The sequence below is a fragment of the Kluyvera genomosp. 1 genome, assembly GCF_001266615.1.
Taxonomy (GTDB): Bacteria; Pseudomonadota; Gammaproteobacteria; order Enterobacterales; family Enterobacteriaceae; genus Kluyvera; species Kluyvera cryocrescens_A.
The window spans coordinates 1-10,789 of record NZ_LGHZ01000013.1; the positions used below are offsets into that span (position 1 = coordinate 1).

15 protein-coding genes are annotated in these 10,789 nt (G+C 53.6%); 11 read left to right on the top strand and 4 right to left on the bottom strand.

Annotation, left to right across the window (positions count from 1 at the left end; all coding sequences use genetic code 11):
* The 4 genes from rnr to KP80_RS08700 form a co-directional block, all read left to right on the top strand.
* The coding region (gene rnr, locus KP80_RS08690) for a ribonuclease R (RefSeq protein WP_052283245.1) at window positions 1-1,469 on the top strand (1,469 nt) is incomplete at its 5' end.
* A gap of 41 nt (window positions 1,470-1,510) precedes the next feature.
* Entirely contained in the window at window positions 1,511-1,687 is a 177-nt protein-coding gene (locus tag KP80_RS22365; RefSeq protein ID WP_082221726.1) for a maltose acetyltransferase domain-containing protein, read from the top strand.
* An 88-nt stretch (window positions 1,688-1,775) separates the two neighbouring features.
* Window positions 1,776-2,507 carry a 23S rRNA (guanosine(2251)-2'-O)-methyltransferase RlmB gene (gene rlmB / locus KP80_RS08695; protein ID WP_052283246.1) on the top strand — a complete coding sequence of 244 codons (732 nt, stop codon included), beginning with the start codon at window positions 1,776-1,778 and terminating at the stop codon, window positions 2,505-2,507.
* Window positions 2,508-2,617: 110 nt separating this feature from the next.
* A complete protein-coding gene (locus KP80_RS08700; protein WP_052283247.1) occupies window positions 2,618-4,240 on the top strand; it encodes an isovaleryl-CoA dehydrogenase in 1,623 nt (540 codons plus the stop codon).
* Window positions 4,241-4,300: 60 nt separating this feature from the next.
* On the opposite strand, the gene yjfN is transcribed toward KP80_RS08700, so the two are convergent.
* Complete coding sequence (gene yjfN, locus KP80_RS08705) at window positions 4,301-4,588, bottom strand: DUF1471 family protease activator YjfN (RefSeq protein ID WP_072129081.1); 288 nt, start codon at window positions 4,586-4,588, stop codon at window positions 4,301-4,303.
* A 116-nt stretch (window positions 4,589-4,704) separates the two neighbouring features.
* Complete coding sequence (bsmA, locus tag KP80_RS08710; protein WP_052283249.1) at window positions 4,705-5,013, bottom strand: biofilm peroxide resistance protein BsmA; 309 nt, start codon at window positions 5,011-5,013, stop codon at window positions 4,705-4,707.
* A gap of 206 nt (window positions 5,014-5,219) precedes the next feature.
* Here bsmA and yjfP point away from each other — a divergent pair, with 206 nt between their 5' ends.
* Window positions 5,220-5,957 carry an esterase gene (gene yjfP, locus KP80_RS08715; RefSeq protein ID WP_052283250.1) on the top strand — a complete coding sequence of 246 codons (738 nt, stop codon included), beginning with the start codon at window positions 5,220-5,222 and terminating at the stop codon, window positions 5,955-5,957.
* 125 nt (window positions 5,958-6,082) lie between these two features.
* On the opposite strand, the gene KP80_RS08720 is transcribed toward yjfP, so the two are convergent.
* Window positions 6,083-6,358 carry a DUF1471 domain-containing protein gene (locus KP80_RS08720; protein ID WP_052283251.1) on the bottom strand — a complete coding sequence of 92 codons (276 nt, stop codon included), beginning with the start codon at window positions 6,356-6,358 and terminating at the stop codon, window positions 6,083-6,085.
* A 347-nt stretch (window positions 6,359-6,705) separates the two neighbouring features.
* Between KP80_RS08720 and rpsF the strand changes: the two genes are divergently transcribed.
* The 5 genes from rpsF (at window position 6,706) to KP80_RS08745 (ending at window position 9,219) form a co-directional block, all read left to right on the top strand.
* Entirely contained in the window at window positions 6,706-7,101 is a 396-nt protein-coding gene (rpsF, locus tag KP80_RS08725) for a 30S ribosomal protein S6 (protein ID WP_035893279.1), read from the top strand.
* Window positions 7,102-7,107: 6 nt separating this feature from the next.
* Window positions 7,108-7,422, top strand: coding sequence for a primosomal replication protein N (priB, locus tag KP80_RS08730; RefSeq protein WP_052283252.1), 315 nt, complete (start codon window positions 7,108-7,110; stop codon window positions 7,420-7,422).
* A gap of 4 nt (window positions 7,423-7,426) precedes the next feature.
* Window positions 7,427-7,654 (top strand): 30S ribosomal protein S18, encoded by a 228-nt coding sequence (gene rpsR / locus KP80_RS08735; protein ID WP_002210155.1) that lies wholly within the window; start codon window positions 7,427-7,429, stop codon window positions 7,652-7,654.
* Window positions 7,655-7,693: 39 nt separating this feature from the next.
* Window positions 7,694-8,143, top strand: coding sequence for a 50S ribosomal protein L9 (gene rplI, locus KP80_RS08740; protein ID WP_052283253.1), 450 nt, complete (start codon window positions 7,694-7,696; stop codon window positions 8,141-8,143).
* A 146-nt stretch (window positions 8,144-8,289) separates the two neighbouring features.
* The gene (locus KP80_RS08745; RefSeq protein WP_052283254.1) at window positions 8,290-9,219 is read left to right on the top strand and encodes a DMT family transporter; all 930 of its coding nucleotides are present in this window, start codon (window positions 8,290-8,292) and stop codon (window positions 9,217-9,219) included.
* Between the two features lie 48 nt (window positions 9,220-9,267).
* Here KP80_RS08745 and KP80_RS08750 read toward each other — a convergent pair whose 3' ends face one another.
* On the bottom strand, window positions 9,268-9,906 hold the full coding sequence (locus tag KP80_RS08750; RefSeq protein WP_052283255.1) for an OapA family protein: 639 nt from the start codon (window positions 9,904-9,906) through the stop codon (window positions 9,268-9,270).
* A gap of 200 nt (window positions 9,907-10,106) precedes the next feature.
* On the opposite strand from KP80_RS08750, the gene fklB reads away from it, so the two are divergent.
* Window positions 10,107-10,727 carry an FKBP-type peptidyl-prolyl cis-trans isomerase gene (fklB, locus tag KP80_RS08760; protein ID WP_052283257.1) on the top strand — a complete coding sequence of 207 codons (621 nt, stop codon included), beginning with the start codon at window positions 10,107-10,109 and terminating at the stop codon, window positions 10,725-10,727.
* The last annotated feature ends 62 nt before the right edge of the window (window positions 10,728-10,789 follow it).

Here is a 10,789-nt window from a genome sequence, read left to right on the forward strand (position 1 = left end):
TCCCAACGCAGGTTGTTCCAATGCTGCCGGAAGTGCTTTCCAACGGGCTGTGCTCGTTGAACCCGCAGGTTGACCGCCTGTGTATGGTTTGCGAAATGACCGTCTCAACCAAAGGGCGCTTAACCGGCTTCAAATTCTACGAAGCGGTGATGAGCTCGCATGCGCGTCTGACCTATACCAAGGTCTGGCATATGCTGCAGGGCGATCAGGAACTGCGTGAGCAGTACGCACCGCTGGTAAAACACATCGAAGAGTTGCACAGCCTCTACAAAGTGCTGGATCAGGCGCGCGCTGAGCGTGGCGGCATTTCGTTTGAGAGCGAAGAGGCGAAGTTTATCTTCAACGCCGATCGTCGCATTGAACGTATCGAGCAGACCCAGCGTAACGACGCGCACAAACTGATTGAAGAGTGCATGATTCTGGCAAACATCTCGGCGGCACGTTTCGTTGAGAAAGCCAATGAGCCAGCGCTGTTCCGTATTCACGATAAGCCAACGACGGAAGCGATTACCGCCTTCCGTTCGGTGTTGTCTGAATTGGGTCTGGAACTGCCGGGTGGCAACAAACCCGAGCCGCGCGACTACGCCGAGTTGCTGGAGTCCGTCGCTGATAGACCGGATGCGGAAATGCTGCAAACCATGCTGCTGCGTTCGATGAAGCAGGCGATTTACGATCCGGAAAACCGTGGTCACTTCGGCCTGGCGCTGCAGTCCTACGCGCACTTCACGTCGCCGATTCGTCGTTATCCTGACCTGTCGTTGCACCGCGCTATTAAGTATTTGCTGGCGAAAGAGCAGGGCCATAAAGGTAACAGCACTGAAACCGGCGGCTACCATTATTCGATGGAAGAGATGCTGCAGCTGGGTCAGCACTGCTCGATGACCGAACGCCGCGCTGATGAAGCGACGCGCGACGTCTCCGACTGGCTGAAATGCGACTTTATGCAGGATCAGGTGGGTAACGTCTTTAACGGCGTTATCGCGAGCGTCACCGGTTTTGGTTTCTTTGTGCGTCTGGACGAGCTGTTCATCGATGGCCTGGTTCACGTCTCTTCACTGGATAACGACTACTATCGCTTTGACCAGATTGGTCAACGTCTGATCGGTGAGTCTGGTGGTCAAACCTACCGTCTGGGCGACCGCGTTGAAGTTCGCGTAGAAGCGGTCAATATGGACGAGCGTAAGATTGACTTCTCGCTCATCTCCAGCGAACGTGGCCCACGCAACGTCGGTAGGACTGAGCGTGAAAAAGCCAAGAAAGCCCCAGCGAGTAAAGGCAACGGTCGTCGTCGCCAGGTCGGTAAGAAGGTGAATTTCGAGCCGGATAGCGCATTCCGCGGCGAGAAAAAACCGAAGCCGAAAGCCGCGAAAAAAGACGCAAGAAAAGCGAAAAAACCGTCGGCAAAAACGCAAAAAATTGCCGCGGCCACCAAAGCTAAACGCGCAGCGAAGAAAAAAGACGTTGAGTAATCATTGAGCCAGCGAACCGTTCACTGATAGGGAGATAAAGTATGTCTGTCAGGGAAAGAATGAACCAGGATCAGCTGTATACCGATCACGGTGAAGGGTTACCGGAAGAACGTCTCGCCGGGAAAGCGCTGGCTTATGATTTCAATATGACGCGCCCCACCGAGGAGGCGCGTCGACGGGAAATGACCGAGGCCGATAAGCTGACGTTCCTGGTGTAAAGCGTACCGCCGATGGTGATGAGAACAATCGTCTTTGTCGGGTATAATGGGCCAATATCGCCAGGCCCGCTTAAAATGAGAATCTTTAATGAGTGAAATGATTTACGGTATCCACGCAGTGCAGGCACTGCTGGAGCGCGCACCTGAACGTTTTCAGGAAGTATTTATTCTGAAAGGCCGCGACGATAAGCGCCTGATGCCGCTGATCCATGCGCTCGAAGCGCAGGGTGTGGTTATCCAGTTAGCAAACCGTCAGTACCTGGATGAGAAAAGCGAAGGTGCGGTGCACCAGGGGATTATCGCGCGCGTGAAGCCGGGTCGTCAGTACCAGGAAAACGACCTGCCGGATCTGATCGCTTCTATCGATAAACCGTTCCTGCTGATCCTTGACGGTGTTACCGATCCGCACAACCTCGGTGCTTGCCTGCGTAGCGCTGACGCCGCAGGTGTTCATGCTGTTATCGTACCGAAAGATCGCTCAGCGCAGCTGAACGCGACGGCAAAAAAAGTGGCCTGTGGTGCAGCGGAAAATGTTCCGTTGATCCGCGTGACCAACCTCGCACGTACCATGCGTATGCTGCAGGAAGAGAGTGTCTGGATTGTTGGCACCGCCGGTGAAGCCACCCATACGCTGTTCCAAAGCAAAATGACCGGTGCCATGGCGCTGGTGATGGGCGCTGAAGGCGAAGGCATGCGTCGTCTGACGCGTGAACATTGCGATGAGCTGATTAGCATTCCCATGGCGGGCAGCGTTTCGTCGCTGAACGTGTCGGTCGCGACCGGTATCTGTCTGTTTGAAGCGGTACGCCAGCGTAGCTGATTGCTGAACGAGACCTCAATCTCATAAGCCATCCTTCGGGGTGGCTTTTTATTGTGTATTACCTTCCACGGTCCATACTTAGAACACTGTATGGTAACGGAGGGAGACAGATGGATTGGCAAACTCACACCGTTTTTAATCAACCTATCCCATTAAATAACAGTAACTTATTTTTATCCGACTTAGCCCTGTGCGAGGCGGTACATCGCCATGATGCCGGTTGGGATAGCGAACTGCTCGCGAGTATCGGCCAACAGCTCGGTACTGCCGAATCTCTTGAACTTGGACGACTCGCCAACGTACATCCTCCTGAACTTATCCGCTACGACCCGCAAGGGCAGCGGCTGGATGATGTTCGCTTTCATCCCGCCTGGCATTTGTTGATGCAGGGGCTGTGCGCTAACCGTGTACACAATCTTCCCTGGGAAGAGACGGCGCGAAACGGCGCGTTTGTCGCCCGTGCCGCACGCTTTATGCTGCATGCCCAGGTCGAGGCAGGCACGCTGTGCCCGATAACCATGACTTTTGCTGCCACGCCGCTGTTGCTAAAAACCCTGCCGCCACTGTTCTCTGACTGGCGCACGGCACTGTTAAGCGATCGCTATGATTCACATCAGACCGCCGGAGGGCAAAAGCGCGGGCTGCTTATCGGGATGGGGATGACGGAAAAACAGGGCGGATCGGATGTGCTGAGCAACAGCACCCGGGCGCAACGGTTAGCGGATGGTAGCTATCAGCTGATTGGCCACAAATGGTTTTACTCGGTACCGCAAAGCGATGCGCATTTGGTGCTGGCACAGGCCAGCGGCGGGTTAACCTGCTTCTTTGTGCCGCGTCTTTTACCTGACGGCTCGCGCAACGCTATTCGCCTGGAACGCCTGAAAGATAAGCTTGGTAACCGTGCTAACGCCAGCAGTGAAGTGGAGTTCCAGCAGGCGCTTGGCTGGCCTATCGGTGAAGAGGGTGATGGCATCCGCCAAATCCTCAAAATGGGCGGGCTGACACGGTTTGACTGTGCGCTTGGCAGCCACAGCCTAATGCGCCGTGCGCTATCTGTCGCGCTGTATCATGCCTTTCAGCGTCAGGCGTTCGGCCATAATTTGGTTGATCTCCCGCTGATGCGTCAAGTCCTCGGGCGAATGGCGCTCCAGCTGGAGGGACAAACGGCATTTATGTTCCGTCTGGCCAGCGCCTGGGGGCAGCCTCATTCACCGCAGGAAGCACTATGGGCACGGCTCTTTACGCCTGCGGCCAAGTTTGCCATTTGCAAAACGGGGATCCCCTTCGTGGCTGAGGCGATGGAGGTGCTGGGCGGCATTGGTTACTGCGAAGAGAGTGAGTTGCCGCGGCTGTATCGCGAGATGCCGGTCAATAGTATCTGGGAAGGTTCGGGTAATATCATGTGTCTTGATGTGCTACGGGTATTGGCAAAGCAGCCTGATGTGCTGGCGCTGTTGCTGGACGAGTACGCGGAAGTCAAAGGCCAGGATCGTCATTTTGATCGCCACTGGCGGCAGCTACAGCAAAGGTTACATAGGCTTTCTGAGGCTCAGGGGCGTGAAATTACCGGCCAGCTATACCTACTTGGCGTTGGTGCGCAGATGTTGCGCTATGCATCCCCACCGGTGTCACAGGCGTGGTGTCGGATGATGCTCGATCCGCGGGGCGGCGCGATGCTGAATGAACAGGTGATTAGTGAGCTGTTGAGCCGGGCTACGGGGGGAGGAAGATAGAAAATTGGAGGCGTGGAAGAGGCGTTATGCAATTAACGCATCTTCCACTATGGGCTTATGTTAGGCATAAATTATCGCCTGTGCTCGCCAGTTATCCTGCTGCGGTTCTTCATACATCTGAACAATACGATACCAGGATGCGCCCTGTTCGTCCGCTTTGCGGGCGATAACCATTTCGACATCTTCCAGGCTGCCGGTAACGTTGTTAACGGAAATCAGTCCGATTTCATTGAGCCCAGTGACACAATCTGCGCTGGCGAACTCTGCAGATTGTGCCGCAGCAACGTCTCTGCCGCCGGGCAAAAGCAGGGTAGATAAAGTAAATGATTGTTTCATCGTCAGCTCCATTTCACATGACCCAGTGGGGGCATTCCATAGCAGACGCATATCCCGTATTCAGATTAGGCGCCATTGTGCATCAGGGAAACGTGAAACGGTGCAAACCTACGTAAAGCTGATAAAGGTTACTTACGGTAAAGAATGGCCTGTGAGTACCACTGACCCGGTACTACGGTGTCATCAATCATAATGACCACATAGTAGTCCGCCTTCTGCGCGGTGGCTTTTGCCCTGATCGTCTCTTCGACGTCCATCGGCGAGCCGTACACCAGCGCGCTGACTGTACCCATGCGCTGCAAACCTTCCGTCTGGTTGCGGCGAATCTCTTGCGGATGATCGGTGACTGCAGGCGGCGCCTCAGGGGTACCTTCCAGCAGTGTGCAACCGCTCAGCACGAGCGCCAACAACATAGGGATAAACCGTTTAATCGCCATTTCCCGTTTCCTGATAGCCATAGTGTAGTGGGGAAAAATTTCCCTTTTGGGTTAATGTTCCTGATTTGTTAACCACAGCGCTATTTTCGAATGAAAATATCACGAAATCGTAACCGGGTTCTCAATGTTATAAATCAAGGGTATTGTCGTCATATTACTGCATCATTTTTCGTATGCCATCGCCGCGTGGCTTAAGGAGTTTACTGATGATTGAGCTGGAAATGCGTACCCTGGCAGGGCAGCAAGTGTTACATGCTTATCCTAAAGGATATGCAGAAATCGCGCTGCCCAGCGTAGTTTTTTATCATGGGTTTACCTCCTCAAACGTTGTTTACAGCTATTTCGCCGTCGCTCTGGCGCAGGCGGGTTTTCGGGTCATCATGCCCAGCGCAGCCGATCATGGTGAGCGCTTTACCGGCGATAGCGAAGGGCGAATGCAGCATTTTTGGCAGATTCTGGTGCAGAACTTTACCGAGTTCCCGGCGCTGCGGGATGCGCTAATAGCGACTTCGCTGGTCAGTAAGGGACGGCTGGCGGTAGCAGGGGCATCAATGGGCGGCATGACTGCATTGGGGCTGATGACTCAGCATCCGGAGCTGAAATGCGTCGCCAGCCTGATGGGGTCGGGCTACTTTACGTCGCTGTCGCAAACGCTGTTCCCGCCGTTTGTGGCGACGCCGCTGGAACGAGAACGGCTGTTAGCGCCATTGGCAAATTGGGATGTTGGGCATCAACTGGCGAGGCTGGCCGATCGCCCGCTATTTCTATGGCATGGCGAAGAAGATGACACCGTACCTGCAGGTGAGACATTCCGTCTACAGCAGGCACTGCGAGATGCCGGGTTGGATGAGCGACTGATCTGTGTTTGGCAAAAAGGCGTTCGACACCGCATTACGCCGGAAGCACTGGACAGCACGGTAGCCTTTTTCCAACAGCACTTATAACGTCGAAAGAACAGTAAGCGCTTAGCTTCACGATATCAATTCGTTAGGTTCGTAGGGAATGGGCGAGCGTCTTCTTTGTCTTTATGCTTCGCCCCCGGGCGGGGGCGAAGGGCTAAGGCCGGGTATCAGCGATAAATAGCCGCGCTGGCGTGGATTAATCCACCGCTTCCCGGTTCATGCATCAGGATAGGCTGAAAGTATTTCGCCCCCTGTGCATCGCTCTCCTGACTGAGCGCCCGATCGGCCTCTTGCTCAGTGGCTATATTATGATTGATATAGATAACTCCCAGGCTCTGCACATCGTCCATGTTACGTGCCTGACGACCATCAATCTGAATGGCGGCCTGTGCGCTGACGCTAACCAGTAGCGCAGCCATAACGGCAATAATGATGTTTTTCATATCCTACTCCTTACTAACAGTCCTGACGTTAACGCAAGGTTCTCCTCTGGCTGTGGCGATGTGAATGACTTCTAACTTAAGTGTAATCCTTCTCTGACAACTCCACCGAGACCATTTCTGATTGAGTTGTTCAAAAAATTACCGGTTCTGGTGCTGTTTAATTTTAAATCACTGACTTAGACCAGCTTTGCGCTTTGTGCGAATTTTTTGCGCAATCAGCTTGAGTTTCCAGGGGGGGACAAGTATTATGACGCGTCATTTTTCAGCCGACCTTTAACACGTTCCTTGCCTCCATGGGCCTCGGCTGACCCAGACAGGAGGCTGAATAATCCGTAAGGAGCAATTCGATGCGTCATTACGAAATCGTTTTTATGGTCCATCCTGACCAGAGCGAACAGGTTCCGGGTATGATCGAACGCTACACTGGTGCAATCACTGCAGCAGAAGGCACGATCCACCGTCTGGAAGACTGGGGTCGCCGTCAGCTGGCTTACCCGATCAACAAACTGCACAAAGCTCACTACGTTCTGCTGAACGTTGAAGCACCGCAGGAAGTGATCGATGAGCTGGAAACAAACTTCCGCTTCAACGATGCCGTTATCCGTAGCATGGTAATGCGTACTAAGCACGCTGTTACCGAAGCATCTCCAATGGTTAAAGCGAAAGACGAGCGTCGTGAGCGTCGCGATGATTTCGCAAACGAAACCTCTGATGATGCTGAAGCTGGGGATTCTGAAGAGTAATTTCTGATGACCAACCGTCTGGTGTTATCCGGCACAGTGTGCAGGACGCCGCTTCGCAAGGTCAGCCCATCAGGAATTCCTCATTGCCAGTTCGTGCTTGAGCATCGTTCTGTGCAAGAGGAAGCCGGTTTCCACCGGCAGGCGTGGTGTCAAATGCCAGTTATTGTTAGCGGGCAAGAGAACCAAGCTATTACTCACAGTATAACGGTCGGCAGTGCAGTCACCGTTCAGGGTTTTGTCTGTTGCCACAAAGCAAAGAATGGCCTGAGCAAAATGGTTCTGCATGCCGAGCAGATTGAATTGATAGATTCTGGAGACTAGCCATATGGCACGTTATTTCCGTCGTCGCAAGTTCTGCCGTTTCACCGCGGAAGGCGTTGTTGAGATCGATTACAAAGACATCGCAACGTTGAAAAACTACATTACCGAAAGCGGTAAAATTGTCCCGAGCCGTATCACCGGTACTCGTGCAAAATACCAGCGTCAGCTGGCTCGCTGCATCAAGCGCGCTCGCTACCTGTCCCTGCTGCCATACACTGATCGTCATCAGTAATTGGCCGCCGTCTATTAACGACTTTAAGAGGATAAGGTAATGCAAGTTATTCTGCTTGATAAAGTAGCAAACCTGGGCAGCCTGGGTGATCAGGTTAACGTTAAAGCGGGCTACGCTCGTAACTTCCTGGTACCACAGGGCAAAGCTGTTCCTGCTACCAAGAAAAACGTTGAATTCTTCGAAGCACGCCGTGCAGAACTGGAAGCTAAACTGGCTGACGTTCTGGGTGCTGCAGAAGCTCGCGCTGCACAGATCAGCGCACTGGAATCAGTAACCATCGCGTCTAAAGCTGGCGACGAAGGTAAACTGTTCGGTTCCATCGGTACTCGCGACATCGCTGATGCAGTTACTGCAGCAGGCGTTAAAGTTGCTAAGAGCGAAGTTCGTCTGCCGAACGGCGTTCTGCGTACTGTTGGCGAGCACGAAGTGGACTTCCAGGTTCACAGCGAAGTATTCGCTAAAGTTATCATCAACGTTGTTGCTGAGTAATCTGCAACCCACGTTTTGGTAACAACAAACCGCCGGCCTTGTGCCGGCGTTTTGCTTTTTAATCCCCCGTACTTTTCATCTGGCTATCTTTCATCCTTTTGGCGATAATCAAAAAATAAAACATTATTTTAATTTTTGGTGAAAGAATGGAAACTCTCCGCCAGCATCCGCTATTTTCCCGCAAGAATATCGTTTACCTCTCTGCCGCCTTCTGCTGTTTGTTATGGGGAAGCGCCTATCCAGCAATTAAGAGTGGATACGAGCTTTTCCAAATTGCAGCCGACGACATCCCTGGCAAAATTGTTTTTGCCGGCTACCGCTTCCTGTTTGCCGGAGGCCTGCTGTTGCTACTGGCGATGGCTCAGCGCAAACCGATTGCCCGGCTAAGCCCGCGCCAATTTGGCCAGCTTACGCTGCTGGGACTGACGCAGACGTCGCTGCAATACATTTTCTTCTATATCGGGCTTGCCTTCACCACCGGGGTAAAAGGCTCGATCATGAACGCCACCGGCACCTTCTTTAGCGTGCTGCTGGCGCACTTTATCTACCAAAACGACAGGCTCAGCTATAACAAAACGTTGGGCTGTATTCTCGGCTTCGCCGGGGTGATGGTGGTCAACTTCAACAGCGGCCTGTTGGACTTTAGCTTTAGCCTGCTGGGTGATGGGTCGGTGGTGCTGGCGGCGTTTATTCTGTCAGCGGCATCGTTGTACGGAAAACGTATCTCGCAGACGGTCGACCCAACGGTAATGACCGGTTACCAGCTGGCGCTGGGCGGCTTAGCGTTAGTTGTAGGGGGATACCTTAGCGGTGGCACGCTGACCGTCCACGGCATTGCCTCTGTGGCGATTCTGGGCTATCTGACGCTGCTCTCTTCGGTCGCTTTTGCTCTGTGGAGCATTCTGCTCAAATATAACCGGGTAGGGATGATTGCGCCGTTTAACTTCCTGATCCCTGTCTCGGGATCGGTGCTGTCAGCTATCTTTCTCGGCGAGAACATTTTTGAATGGAAATATGCGCTGGCGCTGCTGCTGGTATGTTCGGGGATTTGGTGGGTCAATAAGGTTAAGCAGTAGTCTGAATAAAAGGCTGGATGGCGGAACTTTGCCATCCAGCCAGATAGCTTATCTCGCGCGAATAAAACTGCCGTCCGCCTGACGGGTAAACAGCACCTGTCCATTATCGGACTCAATGGTTAATCCCGTCACCACGCCGTTGGCGTTTTTGCGAATCTGCACCTTCTGGCCATTTTTCAGCGTGCTAAGCGGTTTACCCGCACCTTCAACCTGCGCCATGGCATAAACATCCGTTGGCGGCAGGTTATTGTCACGGAACAGCTGCGCCAGCGTTTTCCCGGCTTCTACCTGATAGGTGCGCCACTCGCTGCTGCTGCGGCTTTCCTGATACGGTTGCTGGGTACGCGGCTGCGCGGCCTGTTCAGTAGGCTGCTCTTCCTGCACAGGCTCAGGTTCAACCGGTGCGACCTGATCCAGATCGTTAGACGGCGTGACCAGCTGGGCGTGCAGTGGTTGAGTATCCGCTTGCGGCTGTGACTGCGACTGGAAGTCCAGCTGCGCGGTACGAGTCACCGGCGTCGGCGGGCTGTCGTCGGCAGAAGGCAGCAGGAAGCCGATCACCACGACCAGCGCGGCGATAATCACGCCGCGACGATGGGCAAGCGGCAGCGGGTCCAGGATGCGGAGATTGTCCGGCGCGTGCCAGAGCTTCTCGAGCAAAGGTTTCACTTCAAATCTCCCGGGCATGGCTCTCCTCCTGCTCCGTGTCTTCGCAATCAACTAACTGCCTGATGAAAGTGGTAAAGCACTCTTTCATCATATCCCATAGGTAATATTTATTGTTTCTTTTTCCCGGCAATTTGTCATCTTTCCTGACACAAAGTTTTACCCTATGCGGCGTGGCTGCTATGCTGCCCGCTACTTTATACCCGAAGAAAGGAAAGACGATGGCCACCCCGACTTTTGACACCATTGAAGCACAGGCAAGCTACGGTATTGGCCTGCAGGTAGGACAGCAACTGAGCGAGTCCGGTTTGCAGGGTTTACTGCCGGAAGCACTGGTTGCCGGTATTGCCGATGCGCTGGAAGGCAAACAACCTGCTGTGCCAGTAGACGTTGTTCATCGTGCGCTGCGTGAAATTCACGAACGTGCGGATGCCGTCCGTCGCGAGCGTTTTGCCTCAATGGCAGAAGATGGCGTGAAATACCTGGAAGAAAACCGTGAGAAAGAAGGCGTGAACAGCACCGAAACCGGTCTGCAGTTCCGCGTTCTGACCCAGGGCGAAGGCGCAATCCCAGCGCGCACCGACCATGTTCGCGTTCACTACACCGGTAAACTGATCGATGGCACCGTATTCGACAGCTCCGTGGCGCGTGGCGAACCGGCTGAATTCCCGGTTAACGGCGTGATCCCTGGCTGGATTGAAGCCCTGACTCTGATGCCAGTAGGTTCTAAATGGGAACTGACTATCCCTCACGAACTGGCTTACGGTGAGCGTGGTGCAGGTGCAGCGATTCCTCCGTTCAGCACCCTGGTCTTCGACGTTGAGTTACTGGAAATCCTGTAATTATGACGTTTATCCCCTCTCCGGCCCTGTCTCTTATACACATCTCCGAGCCCACGAGACAA

What these genes read in the sequence shown, in the direction of transcription:
- KP80_RS22365 (WP_082221726.1), top strand. Translation starts at nt 1,511, where the DNA reads ATGTCTGTCAGGGAAAGAATGAACCAGGATCAGCTGTATACCGATCAC.
- rlmB (WP_052283246.1), top strand. Translation starts at nt 1,776, where the DNA reads ATGAGTGAAATGATTTACGGTATCCACGCAGTGCAGGCACTGCTGGAG.
- KP80_RS08700 (WP_052283247.1), top strand. Translation starts at nt 2,618, where the DNA reads ATGGATTGGCAAACTCACACCGTTTTTAATCAACCTATCCCATTAAAT.
- yjfN (WP_072129081.1), bottom strand. Translation starts at nt 4,588, where the DNA reads ATGGAGCTGACGATGAAACAATCATTTACTTTATCTACCCTGCTTTTG.
- bsmA (WP_052283249.1), bottom strand. Translation starts at nt 5,013, where the DNA reads ATGGCGATTAAACGGTTTATCCCTATGTTGTTGGCGCTCGTGCTGAGC.
- yjfP (WP_052283250.1), top strand. Translation starts at nt 5,220, where the DNA reads ATGATTGAGCTGGAAATGCGTACCCTGGCAGGGCAGCAAGTGTTACAT.
- KP80_RS08720 (WP_052283251.1), bottom strand. Translation starts at nt 6,358, where the DNA reads ATGAAAAACATCATTATTGCCGTTATGGCTGCGCTACTGGTTAGCGTC.
- rpsF (WP_035893279.1), top strand. Translation starts at nt 6,706, where the DNA reads ATGCGTCATTACGAAATCGTTTTTATGGTCCATCCTGACCAGAGCGAA.
- priB (WP_052283252.1), top strand. Translation starts at nt 7,108, where the DNA reads ATGACCAACCGTCTGGTGTTATCCGGCACAGTGTGCAGGACGCCGCTT.
- rpsR (WP_002210155.1), top strand. Translation starts at nt 7,427, where the DNA reads ATGGCACGTTATTTCCGTCGTCGCAAGTTCTGCCGTTTCACCGCGGAA.
- rplI (WP_052283253.1), top strand. Translation starts at nt 7,694, where the DNA reads ATGCAAGTTATTCTGCTTGATAAAGTAGCAAACCTGGGCAGCCTGGGT.
- KP80_RS08745 (WP_052283254.1), top strand. Translation starts at nt 8,290, where the DNA reads ATGGAAACTCTCCGCCAGCATCCGCTATTTTCCCGCAAGAATATCGTT.
- KP80_RS08750 (WP_052283255.1), bottom strand. Translation starts at nt 9,906, where the DNA reads ATGCCCGGGAGATTTGAAGTGAAACCTTTGCTCGAGAAGCTCTGGCAC.
- fklB (WP_052283257.1), top strand. Translation starts at nt 10,107, where the DNA reads ATGGCCACCCCGACTTTTGACACCATTGAAGCACAGGCAAGCTACGGT.